Origin of the sequence: Micromonospora sp. WMMA1996 (assembly GCF_002573675.1) — a bacterium.
GTDB lineage: Bacteria > Actinomycetota > Actinomycetes > Mycobacteriales > Micromonosporaceae > Micromonospora > Micromonospora sediminicola.
Window position 1 is genome coordinate 623,103 of the sequence record NZ_PDHU01000003.1, and the last position, 20,423, is coordinate 643,525.

The window sequence follows — 20,423 nt, forward strand, 5'->3', positions numbered from 1 at the left end:
AGCCGCGGGTCGTACTAGCGTGCAGGGCAGTTGAGCACCGGAGGGACCGCTTCATGCCCGTGTCGTACCCCGTCCGCCCCCGCCGTCACACCCGTCACCGCCTGGTCGCGACGGCGGCCGCCGTCCTGATGGCGGCCGGGGCGGTGACCGCCTGCTCCGGCGAGGACGGGCCGGAGCAGGCCGTCGACGCGTTCCTGACCGGCTGGCGCTCCGGCGACCTGCAACCGGTCGGCTTCGTCGAGCCGACCGGCGCGCGGGTGCCGGCCGCCGAGGTGACGAAACGACTCAAGACGCTCTCCGGCGAGCTGGCCGCCGACCCACCGGCCCTGGAGCGCACCGGCGAGATCACCACCAAGGGCGACATCGCGACCGCCCGGGTCCGGCTGACCTGGCCGCTGCCCGGTGGCGTCCGCTGGTCCTACGACAACCCGCTGCGCCTCAAGCGCGGCGGCGACGACCGGTGGCAGGTGATCTGGGAGCCGGCCGTGGTGCACGAGAAGCTGGAGGAGGGCGACCGCCTCGCCCTGCGCCGGGAGGCGGCGCAGCGGGCCGGCGTGCTGGACGCCGCCGGCCAGCCGATCGTCACACCGCGCCCGGTGGTCCGGGTGCAGATCGCCCCCGGCGAGGTCACCGACGTGCCGGGCCTGGTGCGCCGGCTGGACGCCGCGTTCAAGGCGGTGCGGCCCGCGCTCACCCCGCCGGTCGACCTGAGCGACCTGCCCAGACGCCTCAAGGAGGCGGACCGGGACGCGCAGGTCGAGGTGGTGACCCTCCGCGAGGAGGCCTACCGGCAGATCAAGCCCCGGATCTACGAGCTGCCCGGCACCCGGTTCCCCACCGACAAGTTGATGCTCGCCCCGACCCGCGAGTTCGCCCGGGCGCTGCTCGGCTCGGTCGACCCGGCCCAGGCCGACGACCTCCAGGCCCACCCCGACCGGTACGCCCGCGGCGACCTGGTCGGCCACGGCGGCCTGCAGGGCCGGTACGACGAGCGCCTGCGCGGCGTCCCCGGGATCACCGTGATCACCGAGCGGCTCACCCCGGAGGGTGCCACCGAACCGACCGGCGCCGAACTGTTCCGCAGCGACCCGAAGGCCGGGCAGCCGGTGAGGACCACGCTCGACGTGGCCACCCAGAACGCCGCCGACGCCGCGTTGCGCGGCCAGACCCGGCGCTCGGCGCTGGTCGCCGTGCGGATCAGCGACGGCGCCGTGCTGGCCGCCGCGAACGGGCCCGGCGCGGCCGGCGAGAACCTCGCCTTCACCGCCCAGGTGCCGCCCGGCTCGACGTTCAAGATGGTCAGCGCGCTCGGCCTGCTCGACCGGGGCGCGGTGACCCCGCAGACGACGGTGGACTGCCCGAAGACCTCCGAGGTCGACGGCCGGATCTTCAAGAACTCCGACAACTTCGAGCTGGGCCCGGTGCCCTTCGCCACCGACTTCGCCAAGTCCTGCAACACCGCCTTCACCGCGCTCGCGCCTAAGCTCGGCCCGGACGGACTCGCGCAGGCGGGCCGTACGCTCGGTCTGGAGGCCGGCTGGGACCTCGGCGCGGACGTGTTCACCGGCAAGGTCTCCGCGAACGGTGGGCCCACCGAGCAGGCCGCCGCCGCGATCGGCCAGGGCACCACCGTGGTGAGTCCGCTGGCGATGGCCGGCGCCACCGCGGCGGTGGCGCGGGGCCGCTGGGAGCAGCCGAAGCTGCTGCTGGACCCGGCGCCGGCGAAGCCCGCACCGGCCGGACCGGCGCTCAAGCCGGAGTCCGTCGCGGCGCTGAAGACGATGATGCGCGGCGTGGTCACGTCCGGCACCGGCACGGCGCTGGCGAAGGTGCCCGGCGAGCCGGTGCACGGCAAGACCGGCACCGCCGAGTACGACAACAACCCGGCGCACACCCACGCGTGGTTCGTCGGCTGGCAGGGCGACGTGGCGTTCGCCGTCTTCGTCGAGCAGGGCGGGTCGAGCACGACGAGCGCGGTGCCGATCGCCGAGCGCTTCCTGCGCGGCCTCGCCCGCTGAGCAGCGCGCCGGCGTCCTCAGGTGACGTCGATGCCCGGCCGGTCCACGGCCGGTTCGTCGTCCTCGACGGGCGGACGCCGGAGGCGGCCCGGCCCCAACCGGTCGTCACCGACGGGCTCGCCCGGCGGACGGCCGTCGACGTCGTCCGGCCCGCGGCCGTCGGCGGTGGGAACCGGGCCGATCGGCTCCACGGCCACGGCGGGGGCCGGTACGGCAACGGGGGCGGACAGCCGGTCCCGTTCCGGCCGGCCGTTGCCCGCCCGGGGCGCCGGCGCCGGCGGGGTGGCCGGCAGCAGCCGGGGCGGTACCGCGCCCGGGGCCACCACCGGGGCGAGCCCGGCCACCACCGTGTTCACGATCTCCGCCGCGTACGCGCCGTCCTGGTCGTAGTCGGGGTCGAAGACGGTCAGCTCGACGCCGAGGCAGTGCGGGGTGTCGACCAGCCCGGCGAGCAGGATCTCCAGCTCGGCGAAGGCGATGCCGCCGGGGTCGGGCGCGTCCACGGCCGGCATCACGGCCGGGTCGAGCACGTCCACGTCGATGTGCACCCAGTAGCCGGCGCAGTCGACGAGCTGCTCGTGCGCCCACTGGGCGGTCCGGGCCGCGCCCTCGGCGCGCAGCGCCGGCACCGGACGGGTGGTGATGCCGGCGGCCTGGAGGTCGAGGCGGTACTCGTCCTGCGCGCGGATGCCGAGCACCACCACGTCGATGTCGCGGAAGTAGGGGCGTCGCCCCTCGATGGCCGCCAGGTCGGGCTGCCCCCGCCCGGTGACCAGCGCCAGGTCCTCCCCGGCGGCGGCGCCCACGTACGAGGCGTTGCCGGGGTGCCGGAAGTCGGAGTGGCCGTCGACGAAGACCAGCCCGATCCGTCCGCCGACCGCCTCACCGAGCCGGTGCATGGCCAGCGCCGAGCCGAGCAGCACCGAGCAGTCCCCGCCGAGCACCAGCGGGAACTCGCCGCGGTCGATGATCGCGCCGATCCGGTCGGCCAGCGCCACGGAGTATCCGGAGATCTCCGGCGCGTGGCAGACGCCGTCGCCGGGCCGCCAGTCGCCGGGGTCGTAGCGGGGCGGGGTCAGGCAGCCGGCGTCGCGGGCCCGCAACCGGGCGAGCAGACCGTGGTCGCGCAACGCCCCGGGGGCCTTGCCGCAGCCCGGGACGGAGCTGGGCGTGGGCGGCCGCAGGCCGAGGTTGGTCGGCGCGTCGAGGACGGCGATCCGGCGCATCATGGGCTCCCGTCCTCGGTGGTCGGGCGGGCCGGCGGTGCGCCGGCCCGCACGTGTGCGACGAACTCAGAACAGCGCGCTGGCCAGGGCGCGTCGGGCGGAGGCCACGGCGGGATCGTCCGGGCCGGCGATCGTGAACAGGCTGAGCAGGTGCTGGCGTACCGTGTCCCGCTCGTCGCCGGCGGTCCGGCGGACCAGGCCGACCAGCCGCTGGTAGGCCTGGTCGGCCAGGCCGCTGAGCACCTCGATGTCCGCGGCCAGCAGCTGCGCCGCCACGTCGTCGGGGGCGGCGGCGGCCGCGTCGAGCGCGCCCTGCGGGTCCGCGCCGGCCACCCGGCGGGCCAGACCGACCTGCGCCAGGCCCGCCTCCGCCGCCGCGTCCGCCGGGGACTCGGCCAGGATCTTCCGGTACGCCGCCTCGGCGGCGTCGAGGTCACCGCTCATGAGCGCGTCGTCGGCCGCGTCGAGCCGCGGGTCCTCGGGCTCGGCCACGGTGACCCCGGCGGCCTTGAGCACGGCCTGGAGCCACTGGCGCAGCTGGGACTCGGGCACCACGCCGGGGAAGGCGTCGACCGGGCGACCGCCGACGATGGCGTACGTGGTCGGCAACGTCTGGAGCTGGAACATCTGCGCGAGCCGCGGCTGCTGCTGCACGTCGACCCGGGCCAGGAGCCACGCTCCCCCGCCCTCGGCGGCCAGCCGCTCCAGCACCGGGGCGAACTGGTCGCTCTCCGGGTAGCCGGCGGCGCCGAAGAAGACCACGACCGGTGTGGAGAGCGAGCGTTCGAGCACCTCGGACTGGATGTTCGCCTCGGTCACGTCGATCACGGCGGCCGTGCCGGCGGGGCTGCCCGGCAGCCCGGCGGGCGGACCGCCCGGTGACGGTGTGGCGGAGGGGGTGTCGGCCGGTGCGGGGGTGCGCAGCGCGCTGAGGTCGACCGCGCCGCGGGTGAAGATCGACGAGGTGATCCGTGGGTCGCTCATGGTTGTCTAGTCTCGCACGTGTCACACGGAACGCCGCTCACCCGCAACGGCGACGTTGCGACTCTCACCCCTGCTCAGAGGTGCAAGGAGGGGCCCCTTCTTAACAGACGTCTGTTAAGAAGGGGCCCCTCCTTGCACTAGAAGCGGGCGGGCTCGCGGTAGACGCCCCACTCGGCGCGCAGCGCGTCGCAGATCTCGCCCAGGGTGGCCTCGGCGCGGACCGCGTCCAGCATCGCCGGGATCATGTTCTCCCCGGTCCGGGAGACCTCCACCATCCGGCGGACGGCGGCGGTGACCGCCGCCTCGTCGCGGGCCGACTTGCGCTCGGCGAGCACCCGGCGCTGCTCCAGCTCCACCTCGTGCGAGATACGCAGGATCTCCAGGTCCTTGGCGACCGTGCCGGTGTGGCAGTTGACGCCGACGATCTTCTTGTCACCCTTCTCCAGCGCCTGCTGGTAGACGAACGCCGACTCGGCGATGTGCCCGGTGAACCAGCCGTCCTCGATGCCCCGCAGGATGCCGGAGGTCATCGGGCCGATGGTGTGCGGGCCCTCGCCGCCGAGCTGACGGATCCGGGCGAAGATCTCCTCCGCCTCGGCCTCGATCCGGTCGGTGAGCGCCTCGACGTACCAGGAGCCGCCGAGCGGGTCGGCCACGTTGACCACCCCGGTCTCCTCCATCAGCACCTGCTGGGTCCGCAGGGCGATCTCGGCCGACTCGTCGGTGGGCAGGGCGAGCGTCTCGTCCAGCGCGTTGGTGTGCAGCGAGTTGGTGCCGCCGAGCACCGCGGCGAGCGCCTCCACGGCGGTCCGGACCACGTTGTTGACCGGCTGCTGGGCGGTCAGCGACACCCCGGCGGTCTGCGTGTGGAACCGCAGCCAGAGCGCCTTCTCGCTGGTCGCGCCGTAGACGTCGCGCAGCCACCGGGCCCAGATCCGGCGGGCGGCCCGGAACTTGGCGATCTCCTCGAAGAAGTCCACGTGGGAGTCGAAGAAGAAGCTCAGACCGGGGGCGAACACGTTGACGTCCAGCCCGCGCGAGAGGCCCAGTTCGACGTAGCCGAAGCCGTCGGCCAGGGTGTACGCCAGCTCCTGCGCGGCGGTCGAGCCGGCCTCACGGATGTGGTAGCCGGACACCGACAGCGGCTTGTAGCGCGGGATCTCCCGGGCGCAGTACTCCATCAGGTCGCCGATCAGGCGCAGGTGCGGCTCGGGGTCGAAGAGCCACTCCTTCTGCGCGATGTACTCCTTGAAGATGTCCGTCTGGAGCGTCCCGTCCAGCGTGGACAGGTCGGCGCCCTGCCGCTCGGCGGCGACGAGGTACATGCAGAAGACCGGCACGGCCGGGCCGGAGATGGTCATCGAGGTGGTCACGGCGGCCAGGTCGATGCCGTCGAAGAGCACCTCCATGTCGGCGGCCGTGTCGACCGCGACGCCGCAGTGGCCGACCTCGCCGAGCGACTGCGGGTCGTCCGAGTCGCGGCCCATCAGCGTCGGCATGTCGAAGGCCACGGAGAGCCCGCCGCCACCGGCGCCGAGGATCATCTTGTAGCGCTCGTTGGTCTGCCGGGCGTTGCCGAACCCGGCGAACTGCCGGATGGTCCAGGTCCGCCCGCGGTAACCGGTCGGATGCAGACCCCGGGTGTACGGGAACTCGCCCGGCCAGCCGATCCGCTCGAAGCCCGGGTAGGCGGTGCCCTCGGGCGGGCCGTAGACCGGCTCCACGGGCAGCCCGGACAGCGTGGTGAAGTCCGCGTCGCGCTTGCGGGCGGCGTCGTAGCGGGCCTGCCAGCGGGCCCGGCCGGCGGCGATCTCGTCAGCGTCCATGCGCGGAGCTCCTCCTCGAGTCCTCGTGAAGACCGAGTGTAGAACGCCGTCCTGAACGATCGCTAAGGATGTGCGTACCGGCCGGTAACCCGACGTCAGGCGGAGGGTGCCACCGGGCCACCCAGCGCCACGTCGTCGACCTTGATGTTGATCTCGTCGACCCGCAGCCCGTACGCCTCGACGGCCGAGGTCACGGCCGCGCGGACCGCCTCGGTCACCTCGGGCACCGGCCGGCCGCCGTCGATCACGATGACCAGGTTGACCACCGCCGCGCCGTTCGTCACGTGCGCCGAGCAGCCGCGCCGGGCGTCGCCGACCTGGTCCAGCCCGATCCGGTCGAGCACGGAGTTGAAGAACCGGGCCACGTCGCCGCCCAGCTCGGCCACGCCGGGCACCGACTTCGCGGCGGCCACCGCGATCTTCTCCACCACCTCGTCGGAGACGTGCGTCGTCCCGCCCACGGTCGCGTTCGGCAGCATCGACAGCTCCTGGGTCGCCTCGTCAGCCATGTTCTCCCACCGGATTCGTCCCCGCCCCACCCGCGCGACGGGGCGCTGCGAGCGTACTAGTGCGCTCCACTGTGGGAATGCCCCTCCCGGCCCGGCGGCCGGGTCCGCCCCTCGGTGATCCGTCGGAGCCCCCGCGAGTCGGCCAGCTCGTCGCGCGCCCGCGGGTGTTGGTGGAAGAACGCCAGCGCGTCCAGCACCGCGACCGGATCGGTGGCCAGCCAGACGGTGCGGACCACCAGTCGGGGCACCTCCCGCCCGTCGCCCGTGCCGAACCATCCGGTGTAGTGGCGGACCACGGTGTCCGGCGACGGGTCGGCCTCGACCACCACGGCCGCGCTGCCCGCCCGCACGCCGGCCGCCACCTCGCGCACGGCGTGCCACGGGACGACGTGCAGGTGGACCAGGCCACGGTGGGTGATCCCGCCGGGCGAGATGGTCACCGCGCCCACGCCCAGCCGCAGCACGGTGACCAGGAACCAACCGGTCAGCAGCAACAGCGCACCGACGCCGGCCGCCACCAGCCGGTCGACGCTCCCGCCCGTGGCCGCCAGGAGAAGGACCATCGAGCCACCGCTCAGGATGCTGAGCAGCAGCAACGCGGTCAGCCAGTAGTAGGCCCAGCGGGAGTACGCGAACCGAACCCCGAGCAGACCGTCCGGCGTCCGCACCGACGTGACCTGCCGCGGCGAGCGCCGGCGGGGCAACCACGCCACGACGAGGAAGCCCAGCAGGTGCGCGAGGAGGACGGCTCCGCAGCCGCCCAGCAGGATCCCGTACCCGTCACGGTCGCCGGCCGCCTGCACCACGATCCAGAGCGCGCACGCCACGAGGAACGCCACGAACGCCAGCGCCACGGCACGCGGCAGCGACCAGCGGGGACCGACCCCGTCGCCCCGCCATCGCGCCGCCCGGTCACCGGGTGTCGCGGATGTCGCGCCCGGTTGCACGCCGTCACCCCCGTCGATCGGTGTCGACAGCGATACCCGACCTCGACCCCGGTCAATCCCTGGCCGTCCGTCCAGCCACCGGGCCAGGAACGCCGGGTCGCCGGACGGCCGGCGCGTCAGGTGGCGAGCTGGGTCAGCAGGTCGTCGGCCGCCGCGTACGGGTCGATCGCGCCCTCGGCCACCTTCGCCGCGAGCGTCGGCAGTTGCGTACCGTCGCGCAGTGAACCGATCCGGGCGCGGAGCGCGCCCAGCGCGATCGCCTCGATCTCGGCGGCGGCCCGCGCCTCCCGCCGGCGGCGCAGCTCGCCGTGCCGCTCCAGCCAGTCGCGGTGCTTGTCGATCGCGGCGGCGATGTCGTCGATGCCCTCGGCCCGGGCGGCAATCGCGCGTACCACCTGCGGGCGCCACTCCCCCGGGCCGCGCTCACCCAGCGCGATCATGCCCTGGATGTCGCGGACGGTGGCGTCGGCGCCGTCCCGGTCGGCCTTGTTGACCACGAAGACGTCGGCGATCTCCAGGATGCCGGCCTTGACCGCCTGGATCGCGTCACCCATGCCCGGGGCGAGCAGCACCAGCGTGGTGTCGGCCAGCGAGGCCACCTCCACCTCGGCCTGCCCGACCCCGACCGTCTCGACCAGCACCACGTCGCAGCCGGCGCCCTCCAGCACCCGTACCGCCTGGGGTGTGGCCGCGGAGAGCCCGCCCAGGTGGCCCCGGCTGGACATCGAGCGGATGTAGACGCCGGGGTCGGTGGCGTGGTCCTGCATCCGCACCCGGTCGCCGAGGATCGCCCCGCCGGTGAACGGGCTGGACGGGTCGATGGCCAGCACCCCGACCCGGTGACCGCGCGCCCGCAGCGCCCGCACCAGCTCGTTGGTGGTGGTCGACTTGCCCACCCCGGGCGAGCCGGTGAGACCGACCACCTGGGCCTGCCCGGCGTACGGCGCCAACGCGGCCGCGACCTGCGGCAGCACCTCGTCGCCGGACTCGACCAGGGTGATCAGCCGGGCCACCGCGCGGGGGTCACCCGCGCGGGCCCGTTCCACCAGCAGGGGTACGTCCCGGCTGCGGCGCACCGGACCGGAGGCCCGGCTGTTCACGTCGCTCACGCCTGGGTCTCGCCACCCGTCGGCACGTGGATGATCAGCGCGTCGCCCTGCCCGCCACCGCCGCAGAGCGCGGCCGCGCCGGTGCCGCCGCCGCGCCGCTTCAGCTCCATCGCGAGCGTGAGGACGAGGCGGGCGCCGGACATGCCGATCGGGTGGCCGAGCGCGATCGCGCCGCCGTTGACGTTCACCCTGTCCGCGTCGATCCCCAGGTCACGGGTGGACTGGATGCCGACCGCCGCGAACGCCTCGTTGATCTCGATCAGGTCGAGGTCGTCGATGCTCAGGCCGCCCTTCTTCAGGGCGTGGTTGATGGCGTTGGACGGCTGCGAGTGCAGGGAGTTGTCCGGCCCGGCAACGTTGCCGTGCGCGCCGATCTCGGCCAGCCAGGTGAGCCCCAGCTCCTTGGCCTTGGCCTTGCTCATCACGACCACCGCGGCGGCGCCGTCGGAGATCGGCGAGGAGCTGCCGGCGGTGATGGTCCCGTCCTTGGTGAAGGCGGGACGCAGCTTGCCCAGCGACTCGGCGGTGGTGTCCGGCCGGATGCCCTCGTCCTCGCTGATCACCAGCGGGTCACCCTTGCGCTGCGGGATGATCACGGGGGTGATCTCGTCGGCGAAGTGGCCGTTCTTCTGCGCGGCGGCGGCGCGCTGGTGGCTGGCCGCCGAGAAGGCGTCCTGCTCCTCCCGGCTGATGCCGTGCTTCGCGCCGTGCCGCTCGGTGGACTCACCCATCGAGCAGCAGTCCCAGGCGTCGGTGAGGCCGTCCAGGGCCATGTGGTCCTTGACCGTCACGTCGCCGTACTTGTAGCCGGAGCGCTGCCCGAGCAGCAGGTGCGGGGCGTTGGTCATGGACTCCATGCCGCCGGCCACCACGACGTCGAACTCACCGGCCCGGATGAGCTGGTCGGCCAGTGCGATCGCGTCCAGCCCGGAGAGGCAGACCTTGTTGATGGTCAGCGCGGGGGTGGACATCGGGATGCCGGCCTCGACGGCCGCCTGCCGGGCCGGGATCTGACCGGCGCCGGCCTGGAGCACCTGCCCCATGATCACGTATTGCACCTGCTCGGGCGCCACGCCGGCGCGCTCCAGCGCGGCCTTGATCGCGATGCCACCGAGTCTGGTCGCGGGGAGGTCCTTGAGGTTGCCCAGCAGGCGCCCCATCGGGGTTCGCGCGCCGCTGACGATCACCGAAGCCATGCCTGCCTCCGAGGGGGTGCCGACCTGTACGCCTTAACGATTGTTCGGTCAGACTAGCGTCATGGCTGAGAACTCCCCCGTCGAGCCCGCTGCCGAGTTTGTCACAGACATCGGCCTGCGCCGCATCGACCACGTCGGGATCGCCGTGGCCGACCTGGACGCCGCGATCGACTTCTACCAGCGCACGTTCGGGATGCGCTGCGTGCACACCGAGACGAACACCGAGCAGGGCGTACGCGAGGCGATGCTGGCGGTCGGGCCGGACGCCTCCGGCGGCATGGTGCAACTGCTCGCCCCGCTCTCGCCGGACACCACGATCGGCAAGTTCCTGGACAAGCGCGGGCCGGGCATCCAGCAGGTCGCGTACACGGTGGCGGACATCGACGCGGCCTGCGCGGCGCTGCGTGAGCGCGGCGTCCGGCTGCTCTACGAGGCCCCGCGGCGGGGCACGTCGAACTCGCGGGTCAACTTCGTGCACCCGAAGGACGCCGGCGGCGTGCTGATCGAACTGGTCCAGCCCGCCTGAGACGCAAGGAAGGGCCCCTTGTTAACAGACGTCTGTTAACAAGGGGCCCTTCCTTGCGTCCTAACACGTGGGAACACGCGCGGCCCTGCGCGGTTGAACCTTCCCACGGACACCTCCACGCATCGGTCGATGCAGTTTTTCACAGAGGGGTTCCCGCCCTAGCTACCGTTCAGTAACGTCCGGCCCCACAGGAACGCGACCGGTGCCGGATGTGTCGATTGCCGACATGGCGGTCCCGTCGCACCGGCGCCGACGATGGCAGCACCCCTGCCCCCGGTGTGGGTGCGGACGAACGGGAGGTCACCGTGCAGGACATCCTCGAAGCGATCATGGCGGCGGAGGGCTCGGCGCAGCCGGAGCGGGACCTTGCCGGCCTCGCCGGCCTGCCGGTGCCGGAGAGCTACCGGGGCGTGGTGGTCCGCGCCGAGGACACCCGGATGTTCGACGGCATGGCCACCCGCGACAAGGACCCGCGCAAGGCCTTGCACGTCCAGGAGGTGCCCACCCCCGAGCTGGGCCCGGGCGAGGCGCTGGTCGCGGTGATGGCCAGCGCGATCAACTACAACACCGTGTGGACCAGCATCTTCGAGCCGCTGCCCACCTTCAAGTTCCTCCAGCGCTACGGCCGGCTCTCCGAGCTGACCCGCCGCCACGACCTGCCGTACCACGTGGTCGGGTCGGACGCGGCCGGCGTGGTGCTGCGCACCGGGCCCGGGGTGACCCGGTGGAAGGCCGGCGACGAGGTGGTCGCGCACTGCCTGTCGGTCGAGCTGGAGGACGCCGCCGGCCACGACGACACGATGCTCGACCCGCAGCAGCGGATCTGGGGCTTCGAGACCAACTTCGGCGGCCTGGCCGAGCTGTGCGTGGTCAAGGCCAACCAGCTGATGCCGAAGCCGCGCCACCTGAGCTGGGAGGAGGCGGCCAGCCCCGGGCTGGTCAACTCCACCGCCTACCGGCAGCTCGTCTCGCACCACGGCGCGAACATGAAGCAGGGTGACGTGGTGCTGATCTGGGGCGCCTCCGGCGGCCTCGGCGGCTACGCCACCCAGATGGCGCTCAACGGCGGCGCGATCCCGGTCTGCGTGGTCTCCTCGCCGGAGAAGGCCGAGCTGTGCCGGAAGATGGGCGCCGAGCTGGTCATCGACCGCAGCGCCGAGGGCTTCCGGTTCTGGAAGGACGAGGAGACCCAGGACCAGGACGAGTGGCGTCGCTTCGGCGAGCGCATCCGCGAGCTGACCGGCGGCGAGGACCCGGACATCGTCTTCGAGCACCCGGGCCGGGAGACGTTCGGCGCCAGCGTCTACGTCGCCAAGAAGGGCGGCACGATCGTCACCTGCGCGTCCACCAGCGGCTTCCTGCACCAGTACGACAACCGCTACCTCTGGATGCACCTCAAGCGCATCGTCGGCAGCCACTTCGCCAACTACCACGAGGCGTGGCAGGCCAACCGCCTGGTCGCGCTCGGCAAGGTGCACCCGACCGTGTCGAAGACCTACGCGTTGGAGCAGACCGGCCAGGCCGCGTACGAGGTGCACCGCAACGCGCACCAGGGCAAGGTCGGCGTGCGCTGCCTGGCCCCCACCGACGGGCTCGGCGTCCGCGACACCGAGCTGCGGTCCCGCCACGAAAGCGCGATCAACCGGTTCCGCGGGCACTGACCGTACGGTTGTCCCGGATTGCCTTTCCGGACGACCGGGACACCATTCGACTGTCGTGATGACAAAGGGCCGCGGGCACCGCCCCGCGGCCCTTTTCACGCCCCGGTCCGGGCCCGGTCCGACCCGCCCGGGACCTGCCAAGATCGCCGGTTGGTCCGGTCCCGCCGCCGGGCGGAGTTGACCATGTAAACAGGACGCGAAAGCTGCCGACCACTCTTGCGAACCACCCTGGGGCGTCTGCGAGTATGTCCCAATGCCCCAGCAGCAGTCCTCCCCTCTTGCGTTCTTCGATAACGCGAACTCACAGCCCGATTTCACCGTTGGCCTGCGCGGTTACAACACCAACCAGGTCGACGACTTCATCGGCCGGCTGAGCGCCGCACTGAGCCAGTCCGAGCAGGCCCGCGCCGAGGCCGAGCAGCGGATGAACGACGCGCAGCGCCGCCTCCGCCAGGCCGAGCAGCGCCAGGGCGCGCTCGAGCAGAAGCTGACCGAGACCAACAAGCAGCTCGAGGAGAACAGCCGGCCGACGCTCAGCGGCCTGGGCACTCGCGTCGAGCAGATCCTCCGGTTGGCCGAGGAGCAGGCCAACGACCACCGCAACGAGGCCAAGCGCGAGTCGGAGGGCATCCTCTCCGCCGCCCGCCTCGAGGCACGGGAGATCACCGACAAGGCCCGCGCCGAGGCGGCCGCCATGAAGGCCACCGCCGAGCGCGAGGCCGGCAGCGTGCGCACCGCCGCCGAGCGGGAGGCCGCCGAGGTGCGCGTGCAGGCCCGCCGCGAGGCGGACACCCTTCGCGCCGACGCCGACCGGGAGACCAAGCAGCTGCGTACGGTCACCGCGCACGAGGTGGCCGAGCTGAAGTCGACCGTCGAGCGCGAGGTCGCCACCCTGCGCGCGACCGCCGAGCGGGAGATCACCCAGCAGCGGGCCAAGGCCGCGCGGGAGGCCGAGGAGAAGCGGGCCGAGGCGACCAAGCTGCTCACCGACGCGCGCGACAAGCGCGACAAGGACCTCCAGGCCCTGGAGCTCCAGCTCGCCGAGCGGCGCGAGAAGGCCGAGCGCCAGGAGTCGGACCGGCACGCCGCCCAGGTCGCGCAGACCCAGAAGCTGGTGAACGAGGCCGAGCAGCGGGCCCGCGCCGCCCAGGAGCGGGCGAAGGAGATCGAGCAGCGGGCCGAGGCCCGCCGGGTCGAGTCCGAGCGCACCGCCAACGACACGGTCGACAAGGCCAAGGCGCTGGCCGACAAGACGCTCAACGAGGCGCGCGCCGAGGCGCAGCGCGTGCTCAACGAGGCCCGCACCGAGGCCGAGCTGACCACGCAGGCCGCCCGCCGCGAGGTCGAGGACCTCACCCGCCAGAAGGACGCGGTCACCTCGCAGCTCGGGCAGATGCTCTCCGGCCTGGCCGGCATCGTGCCGGGCGTGCCGGCCGGCGGCGCCAACAAGGCCGAGGCGCCGAAGGCCGACGCCTCCGGGCAGAAGGTGACGGCCGAGTCGGCCAGCTGATCGACCACCCGCTGACGGGGCATGAGCCACGGCGCGGGGTGACACCGGGTGACCGGTGCCGCCCCGCGCCGTCATGCTGTCCGGCCCGTTTCGCCACGAGGGTGAAGTAGGTCCCAGAAGGGGCGTCCGTATCGCCCCAGCAGAGCCGGATGCGTGTGAGGATGGGGGCATGTCGCACGGCGAGGAACTGTTCGCGCTCGGCGGGGACGTGACCACGGAGCCCAGCTTCGAGTCCGCGCTGCGGGGATACGAGAAACGACAGGTCGACCGCTACGTCGCCCGCGCGGAACACGAGATCGCGGCGCTGACCACCGAGCGGGAACAGGCGTACACCCAGATCCACAAGCTGGCCGGCCAGGTCGAGGTGCTGCAACGCGACCTCGCCCAGGTGCGCAAGCAGATAGGTGTGGTGGACCGGGCCTCGTTCCGCCACCTCGGTCCGCGGGTCGAGCAGATCCTCACCATGGCCGAGGAGCAGGCCGACGACATCCTCGCCGCCGCCAACGAGGAGATCGAGGCCCGCCGGGCCGCCGCCGAGCACATCGTCGAGGAGGCCCGGGAGCAGGCCGCCCAGGCGCTCAAGGACTTCGAGATCGCGCTCGCCGCCCGCCGGGCCGAGGAGGAGCGGCACACCGCCGCCCGTAAGGCCGAGGCCGAGGCCACGCTGAAGGCAGCCAAGGACGAGTCGGCGAAGCTGCGGACCACCGCCAAGGACGAGTCGGACCGGCTGCGCACGGCCGCCCGGGACGAGGCCGAGAAGCTGCGCCGGACCGCCCAGGACGCGCTGGCCAAGGCCCAGCAGGAGGCCACCCAGCTGCGGGACACCGCCAAGGAGATCCACTCCCGGGCCCAGCAGGAGGCCGCCCGGCTGCGCGAGTCGGCCAAGGAGGCGCTGGCCAAGGCCCAGCAGGAGGCCAACCAGCTCCGCGAGGCGGCCAAGGAGGTGCACGCCAAGGGCCAGCAGGAGGCCAAGCGGCTCACCGATGCCGCCGCCGAGGCCGGGCGGGCCACCCACGCCAAGGCGCTGGCCGAGGCCAAGAAGATCGTGGACGACGCGGAGGAGGCCGCCAAGGTCACCCGCGGCCGCGCCCGGACCGAGGCCAATCGGCTGACCACCGAGGCCGTCGAGGCGGGCAAGCGCAACCGCTCCGAGGTCGAGGCGTACGTGCAGCGCATGCGCACCGAGACCGAGGCGTACGTGCAGCAGGCCCGCGCGCAGACCCAGCAGGAGCTGGGCGCCTGGCGGGCCGGGGTGGAGAAGGAGGTCGCCGAGCGGCGGGAGAAGGCGGAGAAGGAGCTGGCCCAGCGCCGGGCCACCGCCGAGCAGGAGTTCGCCAAGCGCCGCGACGAGCTGGACAACCAGCACACCAAGCGGCACGAGGAGCTGGAGAAGGCGTACGCCACCCGGCGCGACGAGATCGAACGGACCGCCGCGAGCGTCCGGCAGGCCGCCGAGGAAGACGCGCTCGGCATGCGGCAGCAGGCCGAGCTGGAGGCCGCCGAGCTGCTGCGCCGGGCCGAGGCGGACGCCACCGCCCAGCGCCGCAAGGCCGACGAGCACGTCGCGGCCTCGCGGCGGCAGTTCGAGGAGTACGCGGCCACGACCCAGCAGCACCTCGCCACCACCCAGCAGCACCTGGCCGCCACCCAGCAGGAGGTGGCCGCGGGCCGGCAGCAGCTCGCCCAGGTGATGCTGGAGATCGCCAAGGCGCAGCAGGAGCTGGCCGACCTGCGCACCGAGACGTGGAAGTCGCGGCAGGAGTCCGACGACCTGCAGCACCGGCTCACCGAGCTGCGGCGCGACGCCGACTCGGCCGGCATAGCCGCCACCCCGGTCGACCCGGGCGACCTCGCGGCCGCCGCGGGCGGCGACACCGGCCGCCCGGCGGGTGACGGCACGCCGGTGGGCAGTGGCGCGCCGGCGGTGGGCAAGGGGGCCGGCCCAGCTCCGGTCAACGGGTCCGCGCCGGTGACGTCGGCAGGTGAGCCGGCTGAGGCGGGGAAGACCAAGCCGGTCGCCGAGCCGGTGACCACGATGGACTCCCCCGGCGGCGCTGGCGTCGACGGCGAGCCCACCGTGGCCGCCGTGCCGGGCGAGGGCGGCCGCGGCGCCACCCCGACGAAGATCACCAGCACCGGGGAGAACGGCAAGCGCCCGACGAAGCCCACCACCGACGAGCGCAGCGCCAAGCCGAGCACCGTCACCGTCGACAAGGACTGACCCGACCCGCGTTCTGGCGGGTTCGGCCGCTCGCCGGACCCGCCGTCGCTCGACCTCCCCGAGCCCCCGCTCGCGCTCCGACCCGGCAAGATCCACACCAGGTCGGTCGCCCCGATGGCGGCATCCCCGTCTCCCGTGCGCACCACGTCGGCACCTACCACGTTCCGCCCGCCACCGCCTCAGGTCAGTCGCCAACCTGCGTCGTCCGTGCGTGACGGATGGTGACGCCGTCGGCCCATGGCACCCGTCGAAGGCGATATACCGCCGGGTCATATTTATGACTCAGCGGTATGTCGCTCGAAACTGACGTGCCCGGGGCGGACGGGCGCCGGTGTCCGGCGAGGGGGCGGCTGTGACACACCCATAGCGTTCCCACCGTCTCGAATCGGCAACAGGGGTCTGCCTCGATGCGGCGGGAAGCCTCGGAAGGATGGTCCGCCCGGGCGGTGGCGGCTAACCTGCGGGCAGGGGTCGCGGCGTCCGTAGCGCGGCTTGCCAGGAGGTCGCTCCGCGTGTCGGCCGGAGCAGCGGGAGCCGGGAGGCACGGGTGTCGCAGGAGGGATCGGCCACCCCGGACCAGAACGACACCACCCCAACCGGGGACGACAGCGGGCCGGTCCAGAACGACATCGGCCGCCCCGAGGACGGCAGCACCGAGACCGTGCCTGACGCCGGCCAGCCCGGGCACCGCACGGGCCCGGTCAACCGGGGTCGGCCGAGCCGAGCCGCGGACACCGCAACGGAAGCGGGCGACACCGACGTGCTCGTCGAAGCGGGCGAGTTCGAGCCGAGCGGGCGGTTCGGCGTTCCCGGCCGGCCGCTGCGGCGCAGCAGCTTCCTGGTCGGGTTCACCGGGGCGCTCGGGGTGCTGCTGGCGTACGCGGTCTTCCTGGGCGTGCGCAACGCGGCCGGCATCCTGGTGCTGGTGGTGATCGCGCTCTTCCTCGCGGTCGGCCTGCACCCGGCGGTGGTGCGGCTGCGTCGGTGGGGGCTGCCGCACGGGCTGGCCGTGGCGGTGGTGACGCTGACCGTCCTGCTGCTGATCATCGGCGGGCTGCTGGCGCTGGTGCCGCCGGTGGTGACCCAGTCCGGGCAGTTCGTGCAGCAGCTTCCCGGCTATGTCGAGGACCTGCGCCGCAATCCCACCGTCAACGACCTCGTGGTCCGCTACGACGTGATGGAGCGGGTCCGGTCGGCGGCGGACGCCGGCACGATCGGCCGGGCGCTCGGCGGCGTGCTGGGCGGCGCGCAGCTGATCTTCGGCACGATCTTCCGCGTGCTGACCGTGCTGGTGCTGACGATCTACTTTCTGGCCTACTTCGACCGGCTGCGCGACCTCGGGTACGCGCTGGTGCCGCGCTCGCGCCGGGAGCGGGTCCGGTTGATCGGCGACGAGATCCTGACCCGGGTCGGGGCGTACATGGTCGGCGCGTTGGCCATCGCGGTGCTGGCCGGAGCGAGCACGTTCGTGTTCGCGCTGGTGGTCGGTCTGCCGTACCCGTTCGCGCTGGCCGTGGTAGTCGCCGTGACCGACCTGATCCCGCAGATCGGGGCGACCCTCGGCGCGGTGGTGGTGACCCTGGTCGGGCTCGCCACCAACCTGCCGGTGGGCATCGCCTGCCTGGTGTTCTTCCTGGTCTACCAGCAGGTGGAGAACTACCTGATCTATCCGAAGATCATGCGCCGGGCGGTGTCGGTGAACGAGGTGGCCGCCCTGCTCGCCGCGCTGCTCGGGGTGTCGCTGCTGGGCGTGGTGGGCGCGCTCATCGCGATTCCCACGGTGGCCGCGTTGCAGCTGATCCTGCGCGAGGTGGTGCTGCCCCGGCAGGACGCCCGCTGAGCCGTTACTCCGCGCGCCGCTGGGCCGGCCCGGGGACCGGGGTGTCGGCGAAGGCGGCCACGGTGCGGTCCGCGTACGCGCTGACGTCGCCGGTCTCCATCGGCCCGTCCCAGGTGGTCGGCAGCGGCAGGGGCACGTCGGGGGCGACCCGCCGGACGATCTCGTCGAGCACCCTCTCCGCGTCACCGACCCAGAGGTGCTTGGCGCCGTCCACGCCGACGACCTCGGCCTGCGGGATCGCGGCGAAGCGCTGCCGCGCCTCCTCCGGGCGCAGGTAGTCGTCGAACTCCGGCACCACCGCGGTGAGCGGCCGGCCGGACTCGGCCCACGCCGCGAGGTCCTCCGGTGCGGAGAAGCGCAGCGGCGGGGAGAGCAGGATCGCGCCGGTCACCGCCGGGTCGCAGCCGTACTTGAGCGCCAGGTCGGTGCCGAACGACCAGCCGACCAGCCAGATGTTCGGCAGTTCGTGGAACTCGGCGTACTCGATCGCGGCGGCCACGTCGAACCGCTCGCCGACGGCGCCGTCGAACGCCCCCTCGCTGGTGCCGCGGACGCTGCTGGTGCCCCGGGTGTTGAACCGGAGCACGGCCAGGTCGGCCAGCGCGGGCAGCCGCCAGGCCGCCTTGCGGAACACGTGGCTGTCCATCATTCCGCCGTGGGTGGGCAGCGGGTGCAGGCAGACCAGGGTGGCGACCGGCTCGCGCTCCAGCGGCCGGGCCAGCTCGCCGACCAGCGTGAGGCCGTCGGCGGTGTGCAGCTCGACGTCCTCCCGGCGGCCGGGCAGGATCGACGACGCGCGAATCGGAGTGCTCACCGTGCCAGTCTCCCGCGCCACCGGCCCCGCCGCCCGCCGGGGCGGGAACCTGGTGATCCAGATCGCTCAGCCGTAGCGGGGGGCGCCGCGGCCACGCTGGAGGTTGGGACCGCGCCGGTCCCGGGCCCGCCAGCAGCCGCTGTGCCAGTGCCGGCGGTCGGTGAGGTCACCCCGGTCGTCGGCCGGCCAGGCCACCAGGTGCGCCACGCCCGGGCGGATCTCCTGGTCACAGCCGGGACAGCGGTACGTCTTGACGGACGCCCCACCGCTGATCGCGCGCACCTGCCAGTCGCCGTCGCGCCACTGCTGCACGGTCGGCACGCCGTGGCGCGCGCGCTCGGCGTCCAGGCCGGTGGTCTCGTCCCGACGGGGGCGGTTGCGACGGGGGCTCACGGTCACCAAGCGTACGGGCCGCCGGCCGGACCGGCCCGGGTCGGGCGGCCCGGCCGGCAGGGCTCAGTCCCAGGTCTCCGGATCGGTCAGGTCCGGCGCCACCCGGGTCCCGGCGAGCACGCTCGTGGCCTCGGCCTCGGTGAAGTCGACCTGTCCCGCGGGCGGCTCGTTCGGCCACAGCCAGCCGAACGTGGCGGTCAGGTGCGCCTTCGGTATGCCGAGCAGTTCGAGCTGGTGCCCGTCCGCGGAGAGGCGGGCGGGGCGCCCGTCCACCGTCCGGTTGCCGCTGGTGACGTCCTGGGCGATCTGCGCCCCGTGCACCAGTTGCACACTCATCGTCGCCGTCGGCGACCGGACGATGGTCAGCTCGACGGTGAGGCCACCCGGGAAGGCGTCGACGTCGACCGCGCAGGTGGCCACCTGGGCGTCCGGCGGCACGGCGCCCAGCCGCAACGGCGCGTCGCACCGGCGTGCCTCGTTCCAGCGGATGGCGCCCACCGCCTCGGTCAGGGCACTCCGGTCGCCGCCGAGCATGCTCGCCCGGGCGTACAGGCCGGGGACCGGCTGCCAGGCCCGGACCACGCCGCCGCCTCCGACACGGAACTCGCGGACCCTGCCGTCGAAGGTCACCGGGATCGCGCCCTCGGCGCCGGGGAGGCCGTTGAGCAGAAGTTCGTTCACCGCCCGGCGGTCCGGGCTCACCTCGACCAGCACCGGTCGCCCGTCGCCGACGCGGTACCGGATCGACTCGGTCCGGTTCGCGGTGTAGACCGCCCATCCCAGGTAGCGGGCCCGGCGGGTGTCCAGCCCCAGGTGCAGCACACGTGGGTCGCCGCCGACCAGGTCGGGGTGCCAGGCGGCACCCGGCTCCGCGTCGGCCCTCGGCGGGACCGGCGCGACCGCCGTCGGTGTCGTGGCGGCCCAGGGCATCCGTCCGGCCAGCCCGCCGGCGTCCGTCCGTACCGCGCCGGCGAGGCCGAGCACGCCGACCAGGGCGAGCGCGGTCCCGGTGGCGAGCCGGCGGCGCACCTGCCGGCGTCGGCCGAGCGTGCGGGCGTCCCGCAGCAGGCGGCCGGTGTCGATCTCCCCCTCGGCGCGCTCCCGCAGCGCCGAGGTGATCCGCTGGTCGAGGTCGGTCACTGCCGGCTCCCCTTGGTCGTCGGGACGCCGCAGCGCTCCCGGAGGTGGGCGAGCGCCCGCATCGCGTGGGTGCGGACGGTGACCGGCGAGCAGTCGAGGATCTGGGCGATCGTCGCGTCGTCCAGGTCCTCGTAGTAGCGCAGCACCAGCACGGCGCGCTGGCGGTCGGGCAGGGCGCGGATCAGTCGCCACATCGCGTCCCGGTCGGCCGCCTCGCCGTCGAGGTCGCCCCGCTCGGGCCGCTCGGCGAAGGTGTCCACCGCCAGCTCCCGGTTGACCCGCCGGCGCCACCAGGAGTTGTGGGCGTTGACCAGCATCCGGCGCACGTACACGTCGGGCCGGTCGGCGCGGGCGATCCGCCGCCAGTGCACGTACGCGCGGGCCAGCACGTCCTGGGTCAGGTCCTCGGCGCGGTGCGCGTCGCCGGTCAGCAGCCGGGCCAGGCGCAACAGGGCCGGGCCGCGACTGCCGACGTACTCCTCGAAGGTCACACCCTCATGACG

Annotated in this window: 17 protein-coding genes; 6 read left to right on the top strand and 11 right to left on the bottom strand. The window is 73.5% G+C overall.

What is annotated here, in order from left to right:
• The first annotated feature begins 53 nt into the window (after positions 1 to 53).
• Positions 54 to 2,018, top strand: a complete 1,965-nt coding sequence (locus COO58_RS22590) for a penicillin-binding transpeptidase domain-containing protein (RefSeq protein ID WP_091571382.1) — start codon at positions 54 to 56, stop codon at positions 2,016 to 2,018.
• A 17-nt stretch (positions 2,019 to 2,035) separates the two neighbouring features.
• On the opposite strand, the gene COO58_RS22595 is transcribed toward COO58_RS22590, so the two are convergent.
• The 7 genes from COO58_RS22595 to COO58_RS22625 all read right to left on the bottom strand — a co-directional run bounded on the left by COO58_RS22595 (position 2,036) and on the right by COO58_RS22625 (position 9,815).
• Positions 2,036 to 3,247 (bottom strand): arginase family protein, encoded by a 1,212-nt coding sequence (locus COO58_RS22595; RefSeq protein WP_098747090.1) that lies wholly within the window; start codon positions 3,245 to 3,247, stop codon positions 2,036 to 2,038.
• Positions 3,248 to 3,310: 63 nt separating this feature from the next.
• The gene (locus tag COO58_RS22600) at positions 3,311 to 4,228 is read right to left on the bottom strand and encodes a tetratricopeptide repeat protein (protein WP_098747092.1); all 918 of its coding nucleotides are present in this window, start codon (positions 4,226 to 4,228) and stop codon (positions 3,311 to 3,313) included.
• Positions 4,229 to 4,365: 137 nt separating this feature from the next.
• A complete protein-coding gene (locus COO58_RS22605) occupies positions 4,366 to 6,054 on the bottom strand; it encodes a methylmalonyl-CoA mutase (RefSeq protein ID WP_091571372.1) in 1,689 nt (562 codons plus the stop codon).
• A 95-nt stretch (positions 6,055 to 6,149) separates the two neighbouring features.
• A complete protein-coding gene (locus COO58_RS22610; protein WP_091571367.1) occupies positions 6,150 to 6,563 on the bottom strand; it encodes an Asp23/Gls24 family envelope stress response protein in 414 nt (137 codons plus the stop codon).
• A gap of 56 nt (positions 6,564 to 6,619) precedes the next feature.
• Positions 6,620 to 7,510 carry a hypothetical protein gene (locus COO58_RS22615; protein ID WP_141561943.1) on the bottom strand — a complete coding sequence of 297 codons (891 nt, stop codon included), beginning with the start codon at positions 7,508 to 7,510 and terminating at the stop codon, positions 6,620 to 6,622.
• Between the two features lie 116 nt (positions 7,511 to 7,626).
• Positions 7,627 to 8,610 carry a methylmalonyl Co-A mutase-associated GTPase MeaB gene (gene meaB, locus COO58_RS22620; protein ID WP_369700218.1) on the bottom strand — a complete coding sequence of 328 codons (984 nt, stop codon included), beginning with the start codon at positions 8,608 to 8,610 and terminating at the stop codon, positions 7,627 to 7,629.
• Between the two features lie 5 nt (positions 8,611 to 8,615).
• Positions 8,616 to 9,815, bottom strand: a complete 1,200-nt coding sequence (locus tag COO58_RS22625) for an acetyl-CoA C-acetyltransferase (protein WP_098747096.1) — start codon at positions 9,813 to 9,815, stop codon at positions 8,616 to 8,618.
• A 61-nt stretch (positions 9,816 to 9,876) separates the two neighbouring features.
• Here COO58_RS22625 and mce point away from each other — a divergent pair, with 61 nt between their 5' ends.
• The 5 genes from mce (at position 9,877) to COO58_RS22650 (ending at position 17,573) form a co-directional block, all read left to right on the top strand.
• Entirely contained in the window at positions 9,877 to 10,341 is a 465-nt protein-coding gene (gene mce, locus COO58_RS22630; protein ID WP_091571352.1) for a methylmalonyl-CoA epimerase, read from the top strand.
• 305 nt (positions 10,342 to 10,646) lie between these two features.
• The gene (gene ccrA / locus COO58_RS22635) at positions 10,647 to 12,002 is read left to right on the top strand and encodes a crotonyl-CoA carboxylase/reductase (protein ID WP_098747380.1); all 1,356 of its coding nucleotides are present in this window, start codon (positions 10,647 to 10,649) and stop codon (positions 12,000 to 12,002) included.
• Positions 12,003 to 12,255: 253 nt separating this feature from the next.
• Positions 12,256 to 13,512: a DivIVA domain-containing protein gene (locus COO58_RS22640; protein WP_091571347.1), complete on the top strand. Its 1,257-nt coding sequence runs from the start codon at positions 12,256 to 12,258 to the stop codon at positions 13,510 to 13,512.
• Between the two features lie 169 nt (positions 13,513 to 13,681).
• Entirely contained in the window at positions 13,682 to 15,733 is a 2,052-nt protein-coding gene (locus tag COO58_RS22645) for a hypothetical protein (RefSeq protein ID WP_098747098.1), read from the top strand.
• Between the two features lie 760 nt (positions 15,734 to 16,493).
• Positions 16,494 to 17,573: an AI-2E family transporter gene (locus COO58_RS22650; RefSeq protein WP_098747382.1), complete on the top strand. Its 1,080-nt coding sequence runs from the start codon at positions 16,494 to 16,496 to the stop codon at positions 17,571 to 17,573.
• 4 nt (positions 17,574 to 17,577) lie between these two features.
• Here the strand turns inward: COO58_RS22650 and COO58_RS22655 are convergent, their stop codons facing one another.
• From COO58_RS22655 to COO58_RS22670, 4 genes are all read right to left on the bottom strand, one after another.
• Positions 17,578 to 18,387: an alpha/beta hydrolase gene (locus COO58_RS22655; RefSeq protein ID WP_098747383.1), complete on the bottom strand. Its 810-nt coding sequence runs from the start codon at positions 18,385 to 18,387 to the stop codon at positions 17,578 to 17,580.
• A 66-nt stretch (positions 18,388 to 18,453) separates the two neighbouring features.
• Positions 18,454 to 18,786, bottom strand: a complete 333-nt coding sequence (locus tag COO58_RS22660; protein WP_098747099.1) for a hypothetical protein — start codon at positions 18,784 to 18,786, stop codon at positions 18,454 to 18,456.
• Positions 18,787 to 18,843: 57 nt separating this feature from the next.
• Entirely contained in the window at positions 18,844 to 19,920 is a 1,077-nt protein-coding gene (locus tag COO58_RS22665) for a hypothetical protein (protein WP_098747101.1), read from the bottom strand.
• Entirely contained in the window at positions 19,917 to 20,411 is a 495-nt protein-coding gene (locus tag COO58_RS22670; protein WP_091571332.1) for a SigE family RNA polymerase sigma factor, read from the bottom strand. The genes COO58_RS22665 and COO58_RS22670 overlap by 4 nt, the downstream gene beginning before the upstream one ends.
• Positions 20,412 to 20,423 lie beyond the last annotated feature (12 nt).

Excerpts from the sequence above, each read along its gene's own strand:
- mce (WP_091571352.1), top strand. The coding sequence starts at position 9,877 with ATGGCTGAGAACTCCCCCGTCGAGCCCGCTGCCGAGTTTGTCACAGAC.
- COO58_RS22645 (WP_098747098.1), top strand. The coding sequence starts at position 13,682 with ATGTCGCACGGCGAGGAACTGTTCGCGCTCGGCGGGGACGTGACCACG.
- COO58_RS22610 (WP_091571367.1), bottom strand. The coding sequence starts at position 6,563 with ATGGCTGACGAGGCGACCCAGGAGCTGTCGATGCTGCCGAACGCGACC.
- COO58_RS22605 (WP_091571372.1), bottom strand. The coding sequence starts at position 6,054 with ATGGACGCTGACGAGATCGCCGCCGGCCGGGCCCGCTGGCAGGCCCGC.
- COO58_RS22595 (WP_098747090.1), bottom strand. The coding sequence starts at position 3,247 with ATGATGCGCCGGATCGCCGTCCTCGACGCGCCGACCAACCTCGGCCTG.
- COO58_RS22590 (WP_091571382.1), top strand. The coding sequence starts at position 54 with ATGCCCGTGTCGTACCCCGTCCGCCCCCGCCGTCACACCCGTCACCGC.
- COO58_RS22640 (WP_091571347.1), top strand. The coding sequence starts at position 12,256 with ATGCCCCAGCAGCAGTCCTCCCCTCTTGCGTTCTTCGATAACGCGAAC.
- COO58_RS22600 (WP_098747092.1), bottom strand. The coding sequence starts at position 4,228 with ATGAGCGACCCACGGATCACCTCGTCGATCTTCACCCGCGGCGCGGTC.
- COO58_RS22625 (WP_098747096.1), bottom strand. The coding sequence starts at position 9,815 with ATGGCTTCGGTGATCGTCAGCGGCGCGCGAACCCCGATGGGGCGCCTG.